We start from the raw sequence: 23,123 nt of genomic DNA, 5'->3' as shown, positions 1-23,123 counted from the left end.
ATCGATCCAGCAGGAGTACACACATGTCTCTCACCACATCCTCTGCTCTCCAGGTGGACGTGCGCGGACCCCGGTTCGCCGCCTGGATCACCACAGTGGTTCTCGTCTCGGTCCTCGCCATCGCCTCGTTCGCACCGCGGGCAGCAGGCATCGTGCTGGCCGTACAGACCGTCGTGTTCCTCCTCGGCGCCACTGTCGGCCCACGCCGAAGCCCGTACGGCACGCTCTTCGCCGTCGCGGTTGCACCGCGCCTGTCGCCGCCGTCCGAGACCGAGCCCGCCGAGCCGTTGCGGTTCGCGCAGGGGGTCGGCTTCGTATTCGCCTTGATCGGCACCGCCGCACTACTGGCCGGTGCCGTCACGCTCGGTCTCGTCGCCGCAGGATTCGCGTTGTTCGCAGCCCTGTTGAATGCCGCATTCGGGGTGTGCCTCGGGTGCCGCATGTATCCGCTCGTCTCCCGGTTGCGGTCACAGACCACCTGAATTCGCTGTTCCGCCAGCACTTCTGCCGTTCCACCCACGACTACTTCAGTGTCACCACGAAAGGAACAACTATGGCTCGCTCCGACGTTCTGGTCTCCGCCGACTGGGCTGAGCAGAACCTGCAAGCGCCGAAGACCGTCTTCATCGAGGTCGACGAAGACACCTCCGCCTACGAAGGCGGCCACATCGAGGGCGCGATCCGACTCGACTGGCGCAAGGATCTGCAGGACGCGGTCCGTCGCGATTTCCTGAACCAGGAGCAGTTCTCCGCGCTGCTGTCGGCCAAGGGCGTCTCGAACGACGACACCGTCGTGCTGTACGGCGGCAACAACAACTGGTTCGCCGCGTACGCCTACTGGTACTTCACGCTCTACGGCCACAACGATGTCAAGCTCATCGACGGCGGCCGTAAGAAGTGGGAGCTCGACGGTCGCCCCCTGTCGAAGGACGAGGTCAGCCGCCCGGCTACCGAGTACAAGGCCGCCGCACCCGACACGTCGATCCGCGCGTTCCGCGACGAGGTCATCGACGCCATCGGCAACAAGAACCTCGTCGACGTGCGTTCGCCCGACGAGTTCTCCGGCAAGATCCTCGCCCCCGCGCACCTTCCGCAGGAGCAGGCACAGCAGCGTGGACACGTACCCGGCGCGATCAACATCCCGTGGAGCACCACCGCCAACGAGGACGGCACGTTCAAGTCCGACGACGAGCTCACCGCTCTCTACGCAGCGAAGGGCTTCGACGACACCAAGGAAACCATCGCCTACTGCCGGATCGGCGAGCGCTCGAGCCACACCTGGTTCGTGCTGCAGGAGATCCTCGGCAAGCAGAATGTCAAGAATTACGACGGCAGCTGGGTCGAGTACGGCTCGCTCGTCGGCGCACCGATCGAATTGGGAGCATAAGAACATGTGTGGAGCACCCGTCCAGTCCCAGACTCTTCCGTCGAACGTCGATACCGAGAAGGAAACGGTCATCACCGGCCGTGTTCTCGCAGCCGACGGACAACCCGTCGGTGGCGCCTTCGTGCGCCTGCTCGACAGCACCGATGAGTTCACCGCCGAAGTGGTCGCGTCGGCTACCGGCGACTTCCGCTTCTTCGCCGCACCCGGCGAGTGGAAGATCCGTGCGCTGTCCAGCACGGGCAACGGCACCGCGACCGTGAGCCCGACCTCCGCCGGTGTCCACAACGTCGACGTCACCGTCGCGAAGTAGCCCCGACCGACAGGTCACGTTCAGGGCATCAGGGCCTCGCTCCGATCAGGAGCGGGGCCCTTCGCGTTCCCACCCGGCCGAGTCGTACCGACGAACACCGAGGAGCTAATATGTGCCCGTGGTCATTTTCTTCGAAGTTCTCCTGGTCCTCGCAGCGCTGCTCATCATCTGGTTCACGCTGTACACCATCTACCGCCTGGTCACCCAAGACCAGTGACGGACGACGGACCCCGCCGCAGCGGTAACGACGCCATCGCCGATGCCGAGAAACGCGCCGAGGCCACCGCCGAGCGCAATATCCCGGCCCTGCCCGGTCTCCCCGGCCCTGAGGACACCGCGAACCTGAGGCTCGGGCCCGACCTGAACCCGGCGATGCTGGCATTGCTGCCGCTCGTCGGTGTGTGGCGCGGCGAAGGCGAAGGACACGATCCCGAGACGGGCGACTACCGCTTCGGTCAACAGATCGTCGTCTCACACAATGGATCCGACTATCTCGCGTGGGAAGCGCGCTCGTGGCGGCTCGACGAGGCCGGCGAGTTCAGTGCACCCGATCGCCGTGAAAGCGGCTTCTGGCGTGTGTCGGGCACCGACGCCGCAGGCAGCGAGGATCCCGAGACCGTCGAACTGCTGCTCACCCACAGCTCCGGTGTCGTCGAGTTGTACTACGGAGCGGCCCTGACCCAGTCCTCCTGGGAACTTGCGACCGACGTCGTGATCCGCACGAAATCCGGTGAGACCGTGGGCGGAGCCAAGCGGCTCTACGGCATCATCGAAGGGGGCGACCTCGCCTACGTCGAAGAACGCGTCATCGGCGACGGCGAGTTGATCCCGCGCATGTCAGCGCGGTTGTCGCGCTACGTCGGCTGACGCTCCGGCTCCGCCGGACGCGTCACTTCGAGTCGGCCGGCCGCTCTGCGGCGCGGGCCGACTCCTGACTGTCCGTCTCCGGCCCTTCCTGTTCTTCTTCCTCCGGGATTGCGTGCGTGACCACAACCACCTCGGGTGCAGGTAGGCCCTCGGCCGCGGCAAGCGCCTCGGCCGAGTACACCTCGGGCCACTGCCTGGTCACCGGTTCCGGGCGTTCACCGAGGTCCTCGCGGATGCCGCGCACAAGGCTGTACATCATCACCCAGCCCATCACGAAGAACGGCAACCCGACCACCGTGATGACCTGTTGCAGCGCGTCGAGCCCGTCCTTACCGGTCGCGACGAGCATCGTCGCCGCAACGGCACCCATCAGGACCGCCCAGAACAGACGCTGATGAATCGGCGCCTTCTCCTCGTGACCGGACGCCATCATGTCCAGCACCATCGCCGTCGAATCGACCGACGTCACGAAGAAGATCACGACAAGCACGACCGCGATGAACGAGACGACCCCGGTGAACGGGAAGTGCCCGAGGAATTCGAAGAGCGCACCGGGGATGTCACCGTCGTCCACGACACGCTCGACCAGACCACCTTCACCGTTGAGTTCGATGTCGAAGGCGCCCATGCCGAAGATGCTGAACCAGATCACGGAGAAGAGCACGGGCAGCCCGAGCACACCGCCGACGAACTCGCGGACCGTGCGGCCGCGGGAGATCCGGGCGATGAAGATACCGACGAACGGCGACCAGGTGATCGTCCATGCCCAGTAGAAGACGGTCCACGTGTTCTGCCATCCGGAGTTCGCGAAAGTGTCGTTCCAGAACGCCAGTCGCGGTAGGGATTCGCCATAGATACCGACCGATTCGATCATGCCCTTGAGCAGAAACAGGCTCGGGCCGGTGACGAGCACGAAGATCAGAAGACCCACCGCCATGCCGATGTTGAGATTCGACAATCGTTTGATGCCCTTGTCGAGCCCGAGAGCAACCGAGACACCGGCCATCACCGTGACGATCGCGATCAACCCGATCTGGATGACTCCGGATTCCTCGACGTCGAACAACTGCGCGAGACCGGCATTGATCTGCAGTGTCCCCAGACCCACCGAGGTCGCGACACCGAACACGGTGCCGAGAATCGCGACGACATCGATCGTGTGGCCGATCGGTCCGTAGATCCGTCCGCCGAGGAGGGGCGCGAAGATCGAACTGACACGCGGCGGCAGATGCCGCTTGTAGATGAAATAGCCGAAGCACAGGCCGGGGAGCGCAAAGATAGTCCAGGTGTGCAGACCGAAGTGATAGAGGGCGAAGCCCATCGCCTCTTCAGCGGCCTCGACCGAACCCGGTTCGACGTCCTGCCTCGGCGGGTTCGCAAAGTGCGAGATCGGTTCTGCAACTCCCCAGAACATCAGAATCGTGCCGATACCCGCCGCGAAAAGCATCGAGAACCATGCGATGTTCGAATGTTCCGGTCGTTCGTCGTCGCCGCCGAGACGGACCCTGCCGTAGCGGGTGAGTGCGATCCCAACCAGGAAGAGCAGGAAGGTCGTGACCCCGAGTATGTAGAACCAGCCGAGGTTGGTCATGATCCAGTTCGATGCAGTACTGAATATTTCGTCCACGGCGTCGGTGAACGCGATCGTCAGCACGACGAACAGGATCGCGACACCCGCCGAGGCAAAGAAGATGCCCGGCGAAGTGCGTAGCCGGAGAGCATCGTGGGCCTGCTGCAGAATCGGCATCATCCATGTGTACCCCGGCGCCTGCACACACACACTGAGTTTTCGGAACCGTGCGAATGATCACTTCGGAATCCACCGTCCGGAACGCGAACGACCCCCGAGCCTCCCGGCACATCACAGAACGACGTCCGTGAATGCCGGGTCCGGTCCGGACAGACCGGTGCTCGGGGGCCGGGTGACCACCTGGGATTCGCCTGCCATGTGCGGCGGGTGAATTCCGTCGTCACACTGCTAGCGGATGGTCACCTCACGCGTCCGAATATCAATCACTTCCAGACCACCTCCTTTCTCGTGTACCTGAGAAAGTACGCGCGGATCACAACGTCGGCAACGCATTTTTCTCGACGCGTACCACCAGGTCGGCGGCGGTGCCCTCGGGCAGGTTGTGCGTGACGAGGACGATCGTCCGAGCGGCAGCGACGAGTCCCGAACCGGCATCGAGGAGCCGGCGCTGCAGGTGCGCGGCGTCCTCCGCATCGAGGTGTTCGGCCGGTTCGTCGAGCAACAGTATGTCCGCCGGAGACAGAATCGCGCGTGCCAGGAGCAACCGGCGGCGCTGTCCGCCCGAGATGTCGCGGGCACCTGAGGTCAGCACCGTGTGGACGCCGTCGGGTAGTGCGTCGACCCACTCCCCGAGGCCTACCGACGCGAGTGCGGCCCGCGCCTCGAACTCGTCGACGGTACCCCGGGCGACACGCAGATTCTCGAGGATCGACGTGTCGAAGATGTGGGCGTCCTCGGCGAAGAAAGCGATACGCCGGCGGACCGCGGCCTGATCGATCTCAGCAAGATCCACGCCGTCGAGGGTCACCGATCCACCCGCCGGTACGAGCAGTCCGGCCAGTGTCATCAATGCGGTGGTCTTGCCACTACCGCTGCTCCCGACGATCGCGACCCGCGAACCGGGGCCCACCTCCAGATCGACGGGTTCGGTGTCCGCGCCGCCCGGCCATCCGCTGCGCAGTCCGTCGGCGCGGAGTGTGCCCGGGCCGTCCGCGGAGGCAGTTCCGTGGGGTACGGGCCGATCTGCACGGTCGAGAATGTCGACGATGCGCCTGGCCGCAAGTCGAGCTCGGGTCAGTGTCTGTGCCGCAGCAGGAAGGACCGCTGTGGCTTCGAACGCGGACAGCGGCAGCAGCACGAGGACTCCGAGGGTCGTGGGGCTCATCGTCGAAGCATCCGACCCGAATGCCGTGACGCCGATCAACAGAGCACCGAGCACACTCGCCCCGACCGCGAGCGGTGTTGCCGCGTCGGCGAATGCGGCGGGAGCCGCCGAACGATCGGTGGCACGCACCGATTCGAGATTCGCGGCCCGCGCGCGGTCGGTCACGGCGGTCAAGCGCCCCGCGACACGTAGTTCCGCGGCATGGTCGAGTGCGGTCACGGCGTCCTCACCGAAGCGGGACCGGGCGGCGTCGCCGTCGGCTTCCGCACGGGCCGCGGCGGACGCCGAGAGCCACGGTGCGACGACTCCCGCGATCAGCAGAGCAACGGCGAGGACCGCGCCCGCAGCGGGTACGAGGATCCCGACCGCGATCACGGCGGCGACGCACAGTACGACCGCCACGGCGATGGGTACGAGGGCGCGCACCACGACATCGCCGAGGGCGTCGACGTCGGAACCGGTGCGGGCGAGCAGATCCCCGCGTCGCAGCCCGGCGGAGGCAGCCGGGTCACCTTCGGCGAGGCGCTCGTACAGCCGCGACCGTGCCGATGTCATGCCGCGAAGAGCTGTGTCGTGGGTGGCCAGGCGCTCGAAGTACCGGAAGAGTCCGCGCGAGATACCCAGCGCACGCACCGCGACGACCGCCACAGTCAGGTCGAGGACCGGAGGCATCTCCCACGCCCGCACGATGAGCCACGCCGAGACTCCGGCGAGCAGCAACGCGCTGCCGAGGGTCGCAACCCCGGCGCCCACGGCGAGCATCACGCGTCGAGGTTCGAGTTCGAGCAGCGCCATCGCGCGCCGCAGCAGGCACTTTCTGTCGCTGCGGCCCTTCGGCTCGGTCATGCGGCACGCCCTTCCACGGCGACCACCCGGTCCGCGATCGCGAGCAGGGAAGGTCGGTGCGCGACGATCACGACGGTGCGTCCTGCTTCCGCGCGGTCACGAAGCGTGTTCAACACGGTGACTTCGGTGACGTCGTCGAGGTGTGCGGTGGGTTCGTCGAGCAGCAGGACATCTCGCGGTGACGCCAGGGTGCGGGTGAGTGCCAGCCGTTGCCGCTGGCCCAGCGACAAACCGGTGCCGTCGGCACCGACGACGGTGTCCCATCGATCCGGAAGGTCGGCCAGAACAGCGTCGAATCCCGTTGCGACGCAGATCTCGTCGAGTTCGGGCGTCGCGGGGTCGGCCCCCGTGAGTTGCAGGTTGTCGGCGAGGGTGCCTGGAACCAGCACCGGTCGTTGCGGCAGCCAAGCGACCCGATTCCACCACTGATCGGTGCCTTCTGCCGAGGCACCGTCGACGGTGACCAGTCCTTCTGCCGCTTCGGCAAGGCCGAGGAGCGCGAGCAATGCGGTGGACTTACCGCTGCCGTTGGGTCCGGTGAGGACGGTGATCTCACCGGGTCGGCAGACCGCACTGAACCGGTGCGGGGCGTATCCGTCACGGCCCGCAACACTGAGCCCGTCGAACACCAGTTCCGGCGCGCTGCCCCGGCTCGGATTCCGGTGCTTCGTCGGCCCTGCCGGTGGTCGGGGCGCACCGGTGCCCACGCTGTCGAGGATCGCGAATGCTCTCTCCGCGGCGGCCATCCCGTCCTCGGCGGCGTGAAACTTGCTACCCACGGTGCGTAGCGGCCGGTAGGCCTCCGGTGCGAGGATCAGCGCGATGATGCCGGCTTCGAGGGCCATATCGCCGGTGACGAGGCGCAGGCCGATTGCCACCGCGACGAGCGCGACCGAGAGGGTCGCGAGGAATTCGAGCACCGTACCCGAGAGGAACGCAACCCGGAGCGCCGACATCGTGGTGCGACGGTGGTCCTCGCCGAGTTGGCGCACACGAGCTTCCGGTCCGCGTTCACGACCCAGTGCGCGCAGGGTCGGCAGTCCCGCGACCAGGTCGAGCAGTTGTGACGACAGTGTGGTCATCGCCGAGAGGGTGCGGTCGGCTTTCCCTTTCGTGAGGACTCCGATGAGGATCATGAAGATCGGGATCAGGGGAAGGGTGATCACCACGATGAGCGCGGACGTGAGGTCTTGCGTGGCGATGACGACGATCGTGATCGGGGTGAGCGTGACGGCCAGGAGCAGCGCCGGGATGTAACCGGTGAGGTAATCGCCGAGACCGTCGAGCCCGCGGGTGAGTACGGTCGCGATCTCGTCCCGCCGCGGGTCCAGTTCGCGGGGCGGCAAGGTGGTTGCCGCGTCCAGGACCTCGTGTTCGAGTTCTGCGATCACCCGGGTCGCCGAGCGGTGGGCGTAGCGCGAATGCAACCAGGTCACCGCGACCCGCACGACGACAACCGCAGCGAGGAGACCGAGTTCGGTGCTCCAATCTCCGAGCGACCGCGCGTCTGTGGTGATGACCCCGGCGAGGACCGTACCGATCATCAGCGCCGCCGCGATCACCATCGCCACATCGACGAGCGACGTGATGACCGTCAGGACGAGGTACCCGCGCGCTGCGGCGGAGTAGCGCCACAGTCGCGGGTCGATCGGCCCCCGTCTTCGTGCAGACACGTCGGCGGAAACCGCAGCGGACTCGACGGTCATTTCGTTCCGATTGTCAGCCCGATGGACTTGGGAATCTGGGCGGTCGAGATACGTTGGCGGAAAACCCAGTACGTCCAGCCCTGATAGATCAGAACGACCGGGGTCATGATCGCAGCAGCCCAGGTCATGACCTTCAGGGTGTACGGGCTCGAGGACGCATTCTCGATCGTCAACGACCATGCGGGGTCCAGGGTGGACGGCATGACATTCGGGAACAGCGAGGCGAACAGCAAGACGACGGTCGCGATGATCGCGATGGTCGTGAACACGAATGCCCAGCCCTCACGTTCGGCGACAGTGAGTGCCACGACCATCAGCAGCGACAGCGCCGCGACGGCAACCAGGATCCACGTCCAGTCCTTGCCGTAGGCGAGCTGTGTCCACAGCACGAACCCGCCCGCAACCGGGACAGCCGGGAGTGCAAGACGCCGTGCGAGTTTCACCGCATCCTCGTGCACGTCGCCGGCGGTCTTGAGCGCGATGAACACTGCCCCGTGCAGAGCGAACACGAGTGCGGTGGTAACGCCGCCGAGCAGCGCGTAGGGATTGAGCAGATCGAAGAACCCGCCGACGTACTGCTTGTTCTCGTCGATTGCGACGCCGCGGATGATATTCGCGAATGCCACACCCCACAGCACCGCCGGTACCCATGAGCCGAAGATGATGCCCCGGTCGCAGCGGCGACGCCACCTCGGATCATCGATCTTGCCGCGCCATTCGATGGCGCACACGCGCAGGATGAGCGCGAGCAGTATCAACAGCAGCGGTAGGTAGAAGCCGGAGAACAAGGTGGCGTACCACTCGGGGAAGGCAGCGAACAGCGCACCGCCTGCGGTGATCAGCCACACCTCGTTGCCGTCCCATACGGGTCCGATGGTGTTGAGCAACACGCGCCGACGGGTGTCGGCGGTCTCGTCCCTGCCCCGTCCGAGTACCGGAATGTGCATGCCCACACCGAAATCGAACCCCTCGAGGACGAAGTACCCGGTGAACAGCACGGCGATCAGGATGAACCAGACTTCTTGGAGCCCCATGGCCGTCTCCTAGTACGCGAAGGACAGCTGTTTGGGCTGTCCGTTGTCGTCGGACTCGTCGTCGTGCTCGCCGGGTGGCTGCGCGTCGTGTTCCATCGGGCCTTCCATCGCATACTTGCGGATGAGCCAGAACCACACGACGCCGAGGCCCGCGTAGACCAGAGTGAACGCGACGAGCGAGGTGATCACGGTCGCGGGCGCGTGGTCCGAGACGCCCTGTTCGACCGTGAGCCGGATCATGTCGACACCGGTCGGGTTCGGGTGGACCACCCAGGGTTGACGGCCCATTTCGGTGAAGATCCAGCCGGCGCTGTTCGCGAGGAAGGGTGTGGGAATCGCCGCGATGCTGAGCCATCCGAACCACTTCTGATCCGGCACCCGTCCGCGTCGGGTGACCCACAGGCCGGCGAGCGCCAGGGCGGCAGACCCCGCCGCGAGACCGATCATCGCCCGGAACGACCAGTAGGTGACGAACAGGTTGGGCTTGTAGTTGCCCGGACCGAACTGCTCCTCGTATTGGGCCTGCAGGTCTTCGACGCCCTGCAGTGTCACACCGGAGAACTCGCCTTCGGCGAGGTACGGCAGCACGAAAGGCATTTCGAGAACGTGGATCACGCCATCGCAGTTGTTGTGGGTGCCGATGGTGAGAATCGAGAAGTTCGGGTCGGTTTCGGTGTGGCACAGGGATTCTGCCGAGGCCATCTTCATGGGTTGCTGCTCGAACATGAGTTTTGCCTGGACATCCCCCGTCACGAAGAGACCGATCCCGGAGATGATCATGATGAGCAGCCCCAGCCGTGTCGCGGGGCGGAACATCGTCCGCGCGTCCGATTCGAGTCGCTCGGCCTCTTCGAGGACATCCGTCTCCGGCGCTTCGGATTCACGGAGCTTCGCGGCACGACGCATGTTCCGCACCATCCACCAGCCTCCGATACCGGCGACGAAGGTCGACGCCGTGAGGAAGCCCCCGGCCACCGCATGCGGGAACGCCGCCAGCGCGGTGTTGTTGGTGAGCAGTTCCCAGATGCTTGTCAGCTCTGCGCGCCCGGTCTCCGGGTTGTACACCGCACCGACCGGGTGCTGCATGAACGAGTTGGCTGCGATGATGAAGAACGCGGAGGCGTTGACGCCGATGGCGACGAGCCAGATGGTCGCGAGGTGTACCAGTTTCGGGAGGCGGCTCCACCCGAAGATCCACAGTCCGAGGAAAGTGGATTCCATGAAGAAGGCTACGAGACCTTCGAGCGCGAGTGGCGCGCCGAACACGTCGCCGACGAAGCGCGAGTACTCGCTCCAGTTCATGCCGAACTGGAATTCCTGCACGATGCCCGTGGCCACACCGAGTGCGAAGTTGATCAGGAACATCTTCCCGAAGAACTTGGTGAGCCGATACCAGTGATCCTTCTTCGTGATCACCCACATCGTCTGCATGATCGCGATCATCGGGGCGAGCCCGATGGTCAGCGGGACGAGAATGAAGTGATACACCGTCGTGATCCCGAATTGCCATCGGGACAGGTCGAGCACGTCCATTGCCACTCCGAGTCGAGCCAGTACAGGTAGGGCCGGTACCTGGATGAAGTCCGAGCGCGGGGCCCGCGTCGGATTCTGTTCACAAGACCGACCGCGCACATGCAGAACGGCTTGTTACTACGAACAGTAGTAGAAAATGTCGGTCTCGCCCATCATCGGTGGCCACCACCACAACCAGCCCGCCCCCGCGGCCGGGCTCACGCGAGTGTCAGCGTGCGGTCTCGATCGCCTTGTCGACCAGCTTCTCGATCTCGTCGCCGAGCGCCTCAGTGGCGAGCGAGTGACCGTCCAACGTGTGCACACGCGCGGCGAGCGCCACACTCGACAACAGCCAGACTCCGTCCGCGACGATGAGATCGGCGGGCCGCAGCGCCTCGTACCGCACCGTCAAGTCGTGCCCGCGAGCTGCCTCGAACAGAGCCTGCTGGGTGGTGCCCGGCAGAATGCCCTGTTCCGGCGGGGTCGTGAGGAGAGTCCGTCCGCGCGCGATCACCACCGTCGATCGCGGGCCTTCCAGAACGTGGCCCTCACTGCTCGTGTAGATCACGTCGTCGGCCCCCACGGATTCCGCGTGGCGCAGCGCAGCCATGTTGGTCGCATACGACAACGTCTTCGCGCCGAGGAGCTGCCACGGTGCTTTCTGCGCGAGGTCCACCGAGAACCCGCGCTCGAGCGACACCACCGAGACACCGTCGCGCCGCGCGGCCTGAACACGCTCGGCCACCGGGGTCACCAGCAGGAACGCCGTGGGCCCGTCGCCGAACTCTCGGCCGCGGGTGTAGACGAGACGAAGTACACCTTCTCGCGCATCTCCCCACTGCTCGACGGCAATGTCGATGGCCATACGCCAGTCGTCGAGCTCGGGGGCAGGAAGATCAGCTACGGATGCGGACGACGCGAGCCGTGCAAGATGCAGCTCGACCGCGCGGGCTCGCCCGCCTCGCACCAGTAGCGTCTCGAAGACACCGTCCCCTCGCAGCACTCCGAAATCGTCGGCGTGCAGCAGGGGCGCATCAGCATCCCTCACCTCGCCATCCAGTGTCACCAGCACCCGATCAGCCATGCCGCCCACCCTATCCACTACTCCCCTGCCGATCGCTTCCCCATAGACTGGTGTCGTGGCCGAGTTTCCGATCGTGTCCGAGAGCCCGTTGCTCACCTTCCCCGATGCCGTCGCGTCCCCGCCCGGAAGTCCCGACGAGGGCCTGCCGTGGCACTACGGAGATCCGCTGGGCGAACAGCGCGCCGCCGTCGGCTCCGTCGCCGTCGTCGACCGCTCCAACCGCTTCGTGATTGCGATCCGCGGCGACGAACGCCTGAGCTGGTTGCACACCATTTCCAGTCAGCACGTGCAATCCCTGCCCGACGGCACCTCCGCCGAGAACCTCAGCCTCGATATGAACGGTCGCGTCGAACACCACTTCGTGCAGACCGACCTCGACGGCACCACCTGGATCGACACCGAACACGACCGTGGCCCCGACCTGCTCGGGTTCCTCACCAAGATGGTCTTCTGGGCAAAGGCCGAGCCCCGTGACGGCAACGAACTCGCGGTGCTCTCTCTGCTCGGCTCCGATGCCGACGGCGCGCCGATCCTCGCCGCACTGGGCCTCGATGCCATGCCCGCCGAGGCTTATGCGGCCGTCGCGCTCCCCGGCGGCGGATTCGTGCGGAGAATGCCGTGGCCCGCCGAGCACTCCTACGACCTGCTCGTGCCGCGCGAGAAACTCGGCGAGATTTTCACCGCGCTCACCACCGCAGGCGCCCGCGCCGCGGGCATCTGGGCGTTCGAGGCACTGCGCGTCGCCGACTCCCGGCCGCGCGTGGGGCTCGACACCGACGAGCGCACCATCCCACACGAGGCCCGCTGGATCGGAGGTCCTGCCGAGGCCGGCGCGGTCCACCTCGACAAGGGCTGCTACCGCGGCCAAGAGACCGTGGCCCGCGTCCACAATCTCGGTAAACCGCCGCGTCACCTGGTTCTTCTGCACCTCGACGGCTCGGCCGACGGGCGTCCCGAACCCGGTGAGGCGATCACCGCCGGAGGCCGCTCGGTCGGACGGCTCGGCACCGTCGTCGATCACTACGAGCTGGGCCCGATAGCGCTGGCCCTCGTCAAACGCAACATCGCGACCGACACCGCGCTCGTCGTCGGTCCGTGTGCGGCCGCCATCGATCCGGATTCGGTGCCGGCCGACGACACGATCCAGGCCGGCCGCCTCGCGGTCGACCGATTGCGCGGCCGTTGAGTCCCGCACCGAATCCCGGCCGGGTCGACGCCGTGTGTGTGGTGCACGAGATCCGGGCCAGCGGCACCCGCCGCGTCCCCGTCACCGGGATCGACAAGCGCCCCGTGGCGGGTCCCGTCCATGTCGGACGTCTCGGCCTCGACGGTGACCGCCAATGCGATACCGAGAACCACGGGGGCCGCTTCAAAGCCGTCTACGCGTACGGCGACGACGAAGCCGGGCGCTGGGCCGGCGACCTCGGCCGAGACCTTCCCGCCGGATGGTTCGGAGAGAATCTTCGAACCAGTGGCATCGCGACCAGCGACGCGGTCATCGGCGAGCGGTGGCGGGTAGGCGGCGCCGGTCTCCTGCTCGAGGTGACAGGCCCGCGTACGCCCTGCGGCACGTTCGGTGTGTGGTCGGGCGAAACGGGGTGGGTCAAGCGGTTCGCGGCCCGCGGCGACACGGGCGTCTACCTGAAGGTACTCGTCGAAGGCCGGGTGCAGGCCGGCGACCGCATCGTCGTCGAGGACGTCCCGGGGCACGGGGTGACCGTGCGCGACTTGTTCACCGGACGCGACCCGGAACGGATCGCGATGATGCTCGAGCAGCAGGACGATCTGTCGCCGAGTGTCGCGGACAAGGCCCGGCGACGTGTCGCCGGGCGAGAGGTACGGGTGATGTATTGAGCGTCGAACTGGTCGAAGTGGTGCGCTCCGGATTCCGGGAGTGCATACATCGGGGATCTCTCGTGGTCCTCGATCCCCGCGGTGAGGTGATCGTGTCGCTCGGCGAGGTTCACACTCCCGTCTATCCGCGCTCGTCGAACAAGCCGTTGCAGGCAACCGCGATGCTGCGGTTGGGCTTCGCGCCCCGCAACACCGCCGAACTTGCCATCGCGACGGCGTCGCACGAAGGCGAATCGGACCATATCGAACTCGTCGAGGAGCTGCTCGCCTACTCCGGCTTCGGGGAAGACGCACTGCAGTGTCCCGCGGACCTACCCGGCAACGAACTCGCCCGCGCCGAGGTCCTCGCAGCGGGTCGCGCCCCTCGTCCCGCCTACATGAACTGTTCGGGTAAACACGCCGCGATGCTCGCGACGTGCGCGGTCAACAACTGGCCCACCGCGAACTACCTCGACTCCGCCCACCCCCTGCAGCGAGCTGTGGTGGAGACGATCCTCGATCTCACGGGCGACATCGAGGAGACGGATCTCGGAATCGACGGATGCGGGCTTCCCATCGTCCCGGTGCCGTTGATCAATCTGGCCCGCGCGTACTCCCGGCTGGCGACCGCCGATCCCGACACGCCCGAACACGCTGTCGCCGATGCGATCCGCGAGCACCCGTTCCTCATCTCAGGGTCGGGTAAGGACGACCTGCGGCTCATTCAGGCCGTTCCGGGATTGGTGTGCAAGGCCGGAGCCGACGGCATCCATGCGGGCGCCCTTCCGAACGGCTCGGCGTTCGCTTTCAAGATCGACGATGGTCATGAACGTGCCCGGCTCCCGCTCACCGCTGCGGTCCTCACCCGGCTCGGGATAGCCGTCGACGAGAAGCTGGCAGCTCTGGCTTCGCAACCCGTACTCGGTGGTGGTGCGCGTGTCGGCACCGTCCGAGCCGTACCGGGGGTGTTCTGAGCCGCATCTTCACACAATTGAATACCGCATTACTGCAGGTCGGGTGTCAATGAGATGTAACGGACACCGGCCTGAACGGGTGGGTGGGAGCGGAACTGAGTTTTCCAAGCTAAAGTGGGGCACAGGAAAATACTCAACACACCGGGGCCGCCAAATTCCCCAGGCCGCCCCGTCAAAGCGCGAGGGGGTTGGCCATGGGCCGCGGCCGAGCTAAGGCAAAGCAGACCAAGGTTGCAAGGCAACTGAAGTACAGCTCGCCATCCACCGACTTCGAGAGCCTTCAACGAGAGTTGTCGGACGGAGATCTGTCGGGCGGTGCACCCAACTCGCACAGGGACGAGGTCTTCGCCGACCAAGGTTCCGGTTGGGACGACGACGACGACTGGCGTCGCTGACCAGACGTAAACCATCAGTGGAGGGGGAGCCGGCATCGGCTCCCCCTCCACTGATGGTGACATCGGCTGATCGAGCGGTCCCCCTGCGTGTGCGACGCAACGACCGCGAGTTCACATAGAAACACCCAAGGGCCGGATATTCACGCTCCAGCGTGAATATCCGGCCCTTGTTTCGTATTTTGCCGCTGCCGTCAGAAGCGCGGGTGATCACCGAGGAGCAGCGCCCGCTCACCGTCGGCATCCTGCGCCTTCCGGACAGTTCCGAGAGTCCAGCTCTCGATGTGCCGAGCCGTGAGCACCGCAAGCGCGCGGTCGACGTCCTCGGGCGCGACGATCGCGACCATGCCGACACCCATATTGAAGGTCTTCTCCATCTCGGCGCGCTCGACACGACCGCGCTGAGCGATGAGACCGAAAACAGGTGCCGGGCTCCACGTAGTGCGGTCGAGTTCAGCGACGAGGCCCTTCGGCATCACGCGCGCCAGGTTGGCCGCAAGCCCGCCACCGGTGACGTGGCAGAAGGTGCGCACCTCGGTCTCGGCGGCGAGGGCCAGGCAGTCCTTCGCGTAGATCCGCGTCGGCTCGAGCAGTTCCTCACCGAGTGTGCGGCTGAACTCGTCGACGTGGGCCGTCAGGCTCATCTTGCCGATTTCGAGCAGCACCTTGCGTGCGAGCGAGTACCCGTTGGAGTGCAGTCCCGACGAGCGCATCGCGATCACGACATCACCAGGGCGGACGCGCTCGGGGCCGAGGAGTTTCTCGGCCTCCACCACACCGATACCGGTCGCAGACAGGTCGTAGTCGCCGTCTGCCATCACGCCGGGGTGTTCTGCAGTCTCGCCGCCGAGAAGAGCGCAGCCGGCCTGGACGCAGCCTTCGGCGATACCCGAGACGATCTCGGCGACGCGCTCGGGCACGACGCGCCCGACAGCGATGTAGTCCTGCAGGAACAGCGGCTCGGCGCCGCACACGACCAGATCGTCGACGACCATGGCCACCAGGTCGAGACCGACGGTGTCGTGCTTGTCCAGCGCCTGCGCCACCGCAAGCTTCGTGCCGACGCCGTCGGTGGACGCGGCGAGCAGCGGCTCCTTGTAGTCGCCCTTGAGTGCAAACAGACCCGCGAAGCCCCCGAGACCTCCGAGCACCTCCGGTCGTGTTGCCCTCTTCGCGTGCGGAGCGAACAGTTCGACGGCCTTGTCGCCCGCCTCGATGTCCACGCCTGCCGCTGCGTAGGAAGCTCCGGGGGTTGTCTCCTCGGTCATGGGTTGTCGGCTCCAGCTTCGAGTTGTGAATAGGGTTGTCAGGTTGCGTTACGGCACGTTCGTGACCGAAATGCAGGGTGGCCGGTGTCCGTCAGAACGCATGCGAAAGCGGGCCCGAGAGAGCCGACCGCGCACTCACGGTACCGGAACCGGATCTACGGACGGCTCAGAACGTCCGCGTTGGCGTTGTCCAGCACGGTCGGAGTGACCGATTCCGCATCGACGACACCTTCGAGGACGTTCTTGCCGATCGCGTACTCGGTAGGCAACGCAATCGGGTAGCTGCCGTCGAAGCACGCCGCACACAGACGCGTCGACGGCTGCTCGGTCGCGCCGATCATGCCGTCGATCGAGATGTAGCCGAGCGAATCGGCACCGATCGACCGGCGCACCATCTCGACCATCTCGTCGTAGTCGTGCTCGTCGATGTCCGTGTCGCGGTGACCGCCACCGTTGGCGATGAGCTCGGTGGGCGAGGCGAAGTCGATGCCGTAGAAGCAGGGCCACTTCACAGGGGACGACGCGATCCGGACGTGGATCTCGAGCGCCCCGGCCTCACGCAGCATGCGGATCAGTGCACGCTGGGTGTTGCCACGCACGATCGAATCGTCGACGACGACGAGTCGCTTCCCGCGGATGACCTCGCGCAGGGGATTGAGCTTGAGCCGAATACCCAGCTGACGGATCGTCTGGCTCGGCTGGATGAAGGTGCGGCCCACGTAGGCGTTCTTCATCAGCCCCTGTCCGTACGGCAGACCGGAGCCCTGTGCGTAGCCGACCGCGGCGGGAGTTCCGGACTCCGGGACCGGGATCACCAGGTCCGCGTCGATCGGATGTTCCTTCGCGAGGCGCCGTCCGATCTCGACACGCGTCGCGTGCACCGAACGTCCGCTGATCGTCGAGTCCGGTCGCGCCAGATACACGTATTCGAAAACACAGCCCTTCGGTTCGGGCGCCGCGAAACGGGACGACCGGACACCGTCGGAATCGATGGCGAGCAACTCACCGGGCTCGATGTCGCGAACGAAGGACGCTCCGACGATGTCGAGCGCCGCGGTTTCGCTGGCCACCACCCAGCCACGATCGAGACGACCCAGGCACAGAGGCCGGATGCCCCAGGGGTCGCGCGCCGCGTAAAGGGTGTGTTCGTCCATGAATGTCAGGCAGAACGCGCCGCGGAGGGTCGGTAGCAGCTTCATTGCGGCGTTTTCGATCGTGCTGTCCGCCGCCGCATGGGCGAGGAGCGCACCGACGAGGTCCGAGTCGGAGGTCGCTGCGCCCGGACGATTCTGGTCGAGCGCGCCCAGCTCACGCGCCTTCTGCGCAAGGTCGGCGGTGTTGACGAGGTTGCCGTTGTGGCCGAGCGCCACGCCGGTGCCTGCCGCCGTGGTACGGAAGATCGGCTGTGCGTTCTCCCACGTCGTCGATCCCGTCGTCGAGTAGCGGCAGTGGCCGACGGCGATATGACCCGGCATCGCAGCCAGGGTCTGCTCGTCGAAGACCTGGCTCACCAGACCGAGATCCTTGAACACGAGGACCTGCGCACCGTCGGAAACTGCGATGCCCGCGGCTTCCTGACCTCGATGCTGAAGGGCGTAGAGCCCGTAGTACGTGAGTTTCGCCACGTCCTCGCCGGGAGCCCACACTCCGAAGACGCCGCACTCTTCGCGCGGCTCGTTCTCGGGTTCGTCCGAGGCGAGAAGATTGCGTGTGTGAACCGACAGATCGGCACTGGTCACCGGGGTGCTCCCTGGGGCTGGACAAAATCGGGGCAGGCCCATTCTACGTGCCGTTCCGGACGCCCCCGACCATGCACCCGCACGGACTCCTGGATCACAGACGAAGGAGCGGAAGCCAATGTGCGATCTCACCTGTCCGTGCGCCCGACGCATCGACGCCGCCGGCGCCCACTGCATCGTCGAACACCTCGAGTCCCACGACCAGCCGCAGCCACGTCCGGGGGTCCGTCTCGACGACATTGGGGGGCGTCCCACGCGTATGCCGGGGACCTTCGATGCATTGCACCGCCACGAACGGTGGAACCCGCACCTCGACGCTCGAGCCCGGCGCGATCTGTTCGAGAGTCCGGGCGCTGAGCCGCACCGCCACCGCGAGGTCCGTCCTCGATGGCTTCTCGTCGCTGCTGCCCGACACCCACGACCCGACGCGCAGGAGCGCCTCACGGAGGTCGGCGGGATCGACGATCTTGCGCGGTGCCATGGAGTCGAGCCTAATTCGCTGTGTGGGACCGGCCGGTCCCGGCCGTCGCGACCCGCACCGCGACCGCTCCCCCGACATTGATCGCGAGATGAGCCAGTGCCGGCGCGAGAACGCTGCCGCTCCCCCTTCGCAACCACGCGAAGGCCAAGCCCGACAGGGCCGTGACGACCACGGTCGTCGCTACGCTGTCGCCGACGGCGATCGCCGGGCGCACGTGCCACAGTCCGAACGCCACCGCCTGAGGCACCGGCCCGACGAGGGCCGTCAACGCGCCTCGGAAGAGCAACTCTTCGGCGAGGACGGTGCCGATCGGAATGTGCAGGCCGATCCATTCGTAGAAGTCCTCGCGCCGGCCCCGTTCGTCGTCGACGAAGTGGATGCGCAGCGCCGGAACGGACAGCGCGACGACATAGCCGGCCCCGATGGCGCCTGCCGCGGCGGCTCCCCACCGCAGGCCTGCACGCAGCCGCGATACGTCGAGACCGAGGGCATGTCGGTCGAGACCCGACGCGCGGGTCAACGCCACCGCACCGATCCCGGCACCGACGGCGAGCAGCGCGCGGCCACGCGGCCCGACAGGGGCTGCGGGCAGGATCGCTCCGAGCGCCACTGCAGCAACCGCAGCGACCGGTCCGCGCCACATCCGGATGCTCATTTCTCCGGCCCCTGCGTCTTGCGCAGCGCCTCCAACGCGATCCGGACCCGTTCGGTGTCGGTATCGGTCCAACCCTCGGGTTGCGTCACCGCCACCCACCCGTCGAGCACGGTGGTGCCGTAGTTGTGACCGTGCCCGTCCGGAACCCCTGCCGCGTTCGTCAGATCGGCCGAGACCTGCCAGAACGTGACGAACGGGAACCAGCGCATCTGCGGGAGCCGATCCGGCCCGGGCGGCTCGGACAACCAGTCGGGACGTGTGAACAGCAGGTCCGGCGTCCACCAGACGACAGGGTCCGAGGCGTGCTGGATGTACAGGACGCGCGGCGACAACCACGGAGTGTCGGGAACACCGATCTCCTGTCGGCTGTCCGCGAACCGAACGACGAGACCATCGGCATACACCGGCTCGACCTCGGTACTACCCGGATCCCGGCGCTCGACGAGCTGACTCCACAGCCGATTCGAATTCGGCGGTCCGACCCACAGCACACCGTCGACGGTCTCCCGGATGTCCGCGAGACTGTCGAAAGCACCTTCACCCGACTGCGTTCCGAGACTCTCGCCGTAGACGAACAATTCGGGCCGCTGGTCTTCGGGGAGCTCGAGCCACCGCTGGTGCACGCGGTCGATCAGCATCTCGCCTGCAGCAGCGGCCTTCTCCTTGTCGGCCAGGAACGAAATCCAGCTCGGCAGGTACGAGTACTGCCACGCCACCATCGCGACGTCGCCGTTGTGCACGAGCTCCATCGCCTGCGCCGCCGTAGGGTTGACCCAGCCGGTCCCTGTCGTGGGGATCAGCACCAGTACAGAACGGTCGAACGCACCGGTGCGCTCGAGCTCGTCGACGACGAGATCGATGCGTTCCTCGGCTGTTTCGGCCGTATCGAGCCCGACGTAGACGCGAATCGGTTCCTGCGCGGGGACACCGTTGATCGCGGTCAGTTCGTCGGTGTCCAGTCCCCGCGACACGAAGTTCCGGCCTTCGAACCCGAGTGTCTCCCAAGGTGCGAAAGACTCGGGACTGCCGGATTTCGCGGGGCTCAACGGTTGTATCGCGCCGGGTCGGGTGGTGTCGTCCTGAATGCTGAATGCCGAGTTCGTGATCGCGTAAGCACCGCGCAGAAGCACACCGTCGATGAGCATGAAGGTCGCGAGGACGACGACCATCACCGCGAGGGTGCGGGCGAGCCCCGCCGGCATCCGTGTGCGCCGCACGAGTTGCCTGGAAATCCAGCGGCCGAGATCGCGCAACCCGCGCCACAGCGAGATCAGCAATGCGGCAACGGCAAGGGCGAGCAGGCAGGTGCGAAGGTAGCCGGACGTCGTGGTGCCCTCGGCGTCCATGAGGGCAGCCAGCTGACGTTGCTGACCGGCGGCGAGCACGAGAGCGACCAGCGAAGCGAGGATGCCTGCAACCGGGACCGCCACCCTGATCGCCCGTTCGACGGGCAGCGGCAGCGGCCACCACGCTCGTCCCCTGAGCACGAATCGAGTGACGGCCCAGCCGACGACGCAGCCGAGCCCGTACCCGATCGTGGCGTTGAGCCCGCCGATGATGCCCTGGAACAGCCAGTCGCGCGGCAGTAGCGACGGTGACAACGACCAGCAGAAGAACAGAGCGGCGAATGCCACCCCGGTCGTATCGAGGCTGAGCCACCCCCACACCCGAGCGGTGAGGGGGTGGCGTTCACCGAAATCGGTGACTGCGGCGATGATCTGCCCCTGACGGGCTTCTATCGCTGCCAGCCGATCGACCTGGGCAGCCGCCATTCGGTTACCCGAACAGTGCCGGCAAGGTGCCTTCGTAGACCTCGCGGAGTTCACTCATGGGCACCGAGAACCGGCCCTGAACCTCGACCGAGTCGGACCCTTCATCGACGACACCGATCCGGACCCACGGCATCTCCCGCGCCGTGCACATACCCGTGAACCGGGACTCCTCGGTACGCGGAACAGCAACGAGCACCCGGCCCGCCGACTCGGAGAACAACGTCACGAACGGATCCGCACCCTCGGGCAGCAGAACCCGGCATCCCGTCTCACCCGCGAGCGCAGCCTCGACAACAGCCTGCGCAAGCCCACCCTCGGACAGGTCGTGAGCAGCAGAGATCAGCCCGTCACGCGACCCCGCAAGGAGAATCTCCGACAACAGACGCTCACGCTCGAGATCGACCTTCGGCGGCACACCACCGAGATGATCGTGCTCGACCTGCGCCCAGATGGACCCGTCGAACTCGTCGCGGGTCTCCCCCAGCAGGATCAGCGTCTCACCGGGCTCTAGCCCGAGGCCGGTGGGGATGCGACGGTGCACATCATCGATCACTCCGAGGACCGCAACGACCGGCGTCGGCAGAATCGGCGTGGAGCCGGTCTGGTTGTAGAAGCTGACGTTACCGCCCGTGACCGGAATACCGAGCTGCGCGCATCCGTCGGCGAGACCGCGCACGGCCTGCTGGAACTGCCACATCACACCCGGATCCTCCGGCGAACCGAAGTTCAGGCAGTTGGACACGGCCTTCGGCGTAGCACCGGTGGTGGCCACATTGCGATACGCCTCGGCGAGCGCGAGCTGCGCACCGGCGTACGGGTCGAGCTGCGTGTAGCGGCCCGACGCATCGGTGGCCAGCGCGATACCACGGCCGGTCTTCTCGTCGACGCGGACCACACCGGCATCGGCGTGCTCGGCCAGCACAGTGTTGCCACGCACGTACCGGTCGTACTGCTCGGTGATCCACTTGCGGCTGCACAGCGCAGGCGACGCGAGCAACTTCAGCAACGTGGCCTTCAGCTCATCGTCCGTCTCCGGACGCTTCAGCTTCGCAGTGGTGTCGGCGATCAGCGCGTCCTGCGTATCGGGACGCTGCACGGGACGCTCGTATACCGGCCCCTCGTGCGCGACCGTGCGCGGCGGCACGTCGACGACGGTCTCGCCGTGCCAGTCGATGACGAGACGCTCGCCGTCGGTGACCTCACCGATATCGGTGGCGAGCACATCCCACTTCTTGCACACGGCCATGAACGCGTCGACGTTCTCGGGTGCCACGACCGCGCACATACGCTCCTGAGACTCCGAGGAGAGCACCTCGGCCGGGGTCATGCCCGTCGCGCGCGTGGGAACACGCTCGAGGTAGATGTGCATGCCGCCGTCACCGGCAGCGGCCAGCTCGGATGTCGCGCAGGAGAGCCCGGCACCGCCGAGATCCTGGATACCGACAACGAGCTTCTCGCGATACAGGTCGAGGCAGCACTCGATGAGCACCTTCTCTGTGAACGGGTCGCCGACCTGGACGCTGGGCAGCTTCTTCGGACGTCCACCGCCTTCGCTGTCGTCGAACGTCTCGGACGCGAGTACGGACACACCCCCGATGCCGTCGAGGCCGGTGCGGGCACCGAACAGGATGATCCGGTTGCCGGTACCCGACGCGAACGCCAGATGCAGATCCTCGACACGCATCGCTCCTGCGCACAGCGCATTGACGAGCGGATTGCCCTGGTAGGACGCGTCGAACACGGTCTCGCCACCGACGTTGGGCAGGCCGAGGGAGTTGCCGTAGCCACCGACGCCGCGCACGACACCGTCGACGACGCGACGCGTGTCGGGGTGGTCGGCCGCGCCGAAGCGAAGCTGGTCCATCACCGCGATCGGGCGAGCACCCATCGCCATGATGTCGCGGACGATGCCGCCGACACCTGTCGCTGCGCCCTGGTAGGGCTCGACGTAGGAGGGATGATTGTGGGATTCGACCTTGAAGGTGACGGCCCAGCCGTCGCCGATGTCGACGACGCCTGCGTTCTCACCGATACCGGCGAGCATCGACGAGCGCATCTCGTCGGTGGTGGTCTCACCGAAGTACTTCAGGTGCACCTTCGACGATTTGTACGAGCAGTGCTCGGACCACATCACCGAGTACATCGCCAGCTCGGCGTCCGTGGGGCGGCGCCCCAGGATCTCCGTGATGCGGGTGTACTCGTCTTCCTTCAGCCCCAGCTCCCGATAGGGCTGAGCGACATCGGGGGTTTCGGCGGCGTGGGTGACGGTATCCACGTGCGATGACACTGGGCGTCGGGTCCCTTCACTCTGGGATCGAGAAACAGCAGGATCGAAAACAGCAGGCCGG

Annotated in this window: 20 protein-coding genes; 8 read left to right on the top strand and 12 right to left on the bottom strand. The window is 66.2% G+C overall.

Annotated elements, in window-relative coordinates; genetic code table 11:
* The first annotated feature begins 23 nt into the window (after window positions 1-23).
* The 4 genes from ACSYG9_RS14325 to ACSYG9_RS14310 all read left to right on the top strand — a co-directional run bounded on the left by ACSYG9_RS14325 (window position 24) and on the right by ACSYG9_RS14310 (window position 2,564).
* On the top strand, window positions 24-482 hold the full coding sequence (locus tag ACSYG9_RS14325; protein ID WP_454838797.1) for a DUF4395 domain-containing protein: 459 nt from the start codon (window positions 24-26) through the stop codon (window positions 480-482).
* A gap of 71 nt (window positions 483-553) precedes the next feature.
* Complete coding sequence (locus tag ACSYG9_RS14320; protein ID WP_440123200.1) at window positions 554-1,387, top strand: rhodanese-like domain-containing protein; 834 nt, start codon at window positions 554-556, stop codon at window positions 1,385-1,387.
* A 4-nt stretch (window positions 1,388-1,391) separates the two neighbouring features.
* Complete coding sequence (locus ACSYG9_RS14315; protein ID WP_440123199.1) at window positions 1,392-1,697, top strand: DUF1416 domain-containing protein; 306 nt, start codon at window positions 1,392-1,394, stop codon at window positions 1,695-1,697.
* A gap of 213 nt (window positions 1,698-1,910) precedes the next feature.
* Complete coding sequence (locus tag ACSYG9_RS14310; protein ID WP_440123198.1) at window positions 1,911-2,564, top strand: FABP family protein; 654 nt, start codon at window positions 1,911-1,913, stop codon at window positions 2,562-2,564.
* Window positions 2,565-2,586: 22 nt separating this feature from the next.
* On the opposite strand, the gene ACSYG9_RS14305 is transcribed toward ACSYG9_RS14310, so the two are convergent.
* The 6 genes from ACSYG9_RS14305 to ACSYG9_RS14280 all read right to left on the bottom strand — a co-directional run bounded on the left by ACSYG9_RS14305 (window position 2,587) and on the right by ACSYG9_RS14280 (window position 11,661).
* A complete protein-coding gene (locus ACSYG9_RS14305) occupies window positions 2,587-4,314 on the bottom strand; it encodes a BCCT family transporter (protein WP_440123197.1) in 1,728 nt (575 codons plus the stop codon).
* A 313-nt stretch (window positions 4,315-4,627) separates the two neighbouring features.
* Window positions 4,628-6,325, bottom strand: coding sequence for a thiol reductant ABC exporter subunit CydC (cydC, locus tag ACSYG9_RS14300; RefSeq protein WP_454838794.1), 1,698 nt, complete (start codon window positions 6,323-6,325; stop codon window positions 4,628-4,630).
* Window positions 6,322-8,031 (bottom strand): thiol reductant ABC exporter subunit CydD, encoded by a 1,710-nt coding sequence (gene cydD / locus ACSYG9_RS14295; protein ID WP_440123195.1) that lies wholly within the window; start codon window positions 8,029-8,031, stop codon window positions 6,322-6,324. The genes cydC and cydD overlap by 4 nt, the downstream gene beginning before the upstream one ends.
* Window positions 8,028-9,065: a cytochrome d ubiquinol oxidase subunit II gene (gene cydB, locus ACSYG9_RS14290; protein ID WP_454838792.1), complete on the bottom strand. Its 1,038-nt coding sequence runs from the start codon at window positions 9,063-9,065 to the stop codon at window positions 8,028-8,030. The genes cydD and cydB overlap by 4 nt, the downstream gene beginning before the upstream one ends.
* 9 nt (window positions 9,066-9,074) lie before the next feature.
* Window positions 9,075-10,598 carry a cytochrome ubiquinol oxidase subunit I gene (locus ACSYG9_RS14285; RefSeq protein WP_440123193.1) on the bottom strand — a complete coding sequence of 508 codons (1,524 nt, stop codon included), beginning with the start codon at window positions 10,596-10,598 and terminating at the stop codon, window positions 9,075-9,077.
* Window positions 10,599-10,806: 208 nt separating this feature from the next.
* The gene (locus tag ACSYG9_RS14280) at window positions 10,807-11,661 is read right to left on the bottom strand and encodes an aminodeoxychorismate lyase (protein WP_440123192.1); all 855 of its coding nucleotides are present in this window, start codon (window positions 11,659-11,661) and stop codon (window positions 10,807-10,809) included.
* Between the two features lie 55 nt (window positions 11,662-11,716).
* Here ACSYG9_RS14280 and ygfZ point away from each other — a divergent pair, with 55 nt between their 5' ends.
* The 4 genes from ygfZ to ACSYG9_RS14260 all read left to right on the top strand — a co-directional run bounded on the left by ygfZ (window position 11,717) and on the right by ACSYG9_RS14260 (window position 14,863).
* A complete protein-coding gene (ygfZ, locus tag ACSYG9_RS14275; protein WP_454838790.1) occupies window positions 11,717-12,847 on the top strand; it encodes a CAF17-like 4Fe-4S cluster assembly/insertion protein YgfZ in 1,131 nt (376 codons plus the stop codon).
* Entirely contained in the window at window positions 12,844-13,515 is a 672-nt protein-coding gene (locus ACSYG9_RS14270; RefSeq protein ID WP_454838789.1) for an MOSC domain-containing protein, read from the top strand. The genes ygfZ and ACSYG9_RS14270 overlap by 4 nt, the downstream gene beginning before the upstream one ends.
* Entirely contained in the window at window positions 13,512-14,468 is a 957-nt protein-coding gene (locus tag ACSYG9_RS14265; protein ID WP_454838788.1) for an asparaginase, read from the top strand. Before ACSYG9_RS14270 ends, ACSYG9_RS14265 begins: the two co-directional genes overlap by 4 nt.
* 194 nt (window positions 14,469-14,662) lie before the next feature.
* Complete coding sequence (locus ACSYG9_RS14260) at window positions 14,663-14,863, top strand: DUF3073 domain-containing protein (protein ID WP_169688290.1); 201 nt, start codon at window positions 14,663-14,665, stop codon at window positions 14,861-14,863.
* Between the two features lie 191 nt (window positions 14,864-15,054).
* On the opposite strand, the gene purM is transcribed toward ACSYG9_RS14260, so the two are convergent.
* The 6 genes from purM to purL all read right to left on the bottom strand — a co-directional run bounded on the left by purM (window position 15,055) and on the right by purL (window position 23,062).
* Window positions 15,055-16,128, bottom strand: a complete 1,074-nt coding sequence (purM, locus tag ACSYG9_RS14255; RefSeq protein WP_440123188.1) for a phosphoribosylformylglycinamidine cyclo-ligase — start codon at window positions 16,126-16,128, stop codon at window positions 15,055-15,057.
* A gap of 155 nt (window positions 16,129-16,283) precedes the next feature.
* On the bottom strand, window positions 16,284-17,867 hold the full coding sequence (gene purF / locus ACSYG9_RS14250; RefSeq protein ID WP_454838785.1) for an amidophosphoribosyltransferase: 1,584 nt from the start codon (window positions 17,865-17,867) through the stop codon (window positions 16,284-16,286).
* 94 nt (window positions 17,868-17,961) lie between these two features.
* On the bottom strand, window positions 17,962-18,348 hold the full coding sequence (locus ACSYG9_RS14245) for a sterol carrier family protein (RefSeq protein ID WP_440123186.1): 387 nt from the start codon (window positions 18,346-18,348) through the stop codon (window positions 17,962-17,964).
* A 10-nt stretch (window positions 18,349-18,358) separates the two neighbouring features.
* Complete coding sequence (locus ACSYG9_RS14240; protein ID WP_440123185.1) at window positions 18,359-19,003, bottom strand: CPBP family glutamic-type intramembrane protease; 645 nt, start codon at window positions 19,001-19,003, stop codon at window positions 18,359-18,361.
* The gene (locus ACSYG9_RS14235; RefSeq protein ID WP_454838783.1) at window positions 19,000-20,775 is read right to left on the bottom strand and encodes an alpha/beta hydrolase; all 1,776 of its coding nucleotides are present in this window, start codon (window positions 20,773-20,775) and stop codon (window positions 19,000-19,002) included. The genes ACSYG9_RS14240 and ACSYG9_RS14235 overlap by 4 nt, the downstream gene beginning before the upstream one ends.
* A gap of 4 nt (window positions 20,776-20,779) precedes the next feature.
* Window positions 20,780-23,062: a phosphoribosylformylglycinamidine synthase subunit PurL gene (gene purL / locus ACSYG9_RS14230; RefSeq protein WP_440123183.1), complete on the bottom strand. Its 2,283-nt coding sequence runs from the start codon at window positions 23,060-23,062 to the stop codon at window positions 20,780-20,782.
* Window positions 23,063-23,123 lie beyond the last annotated feature (61 nt).

This window comes from Rhodococcus sp. SJ-2 (genome assembly GCF_053750035.1).
The sequence above is the reverse complement of the archived record's forward strand: the minus strand, read 5'-3'. Positions and strand labels throughout refer to the sequence as shown.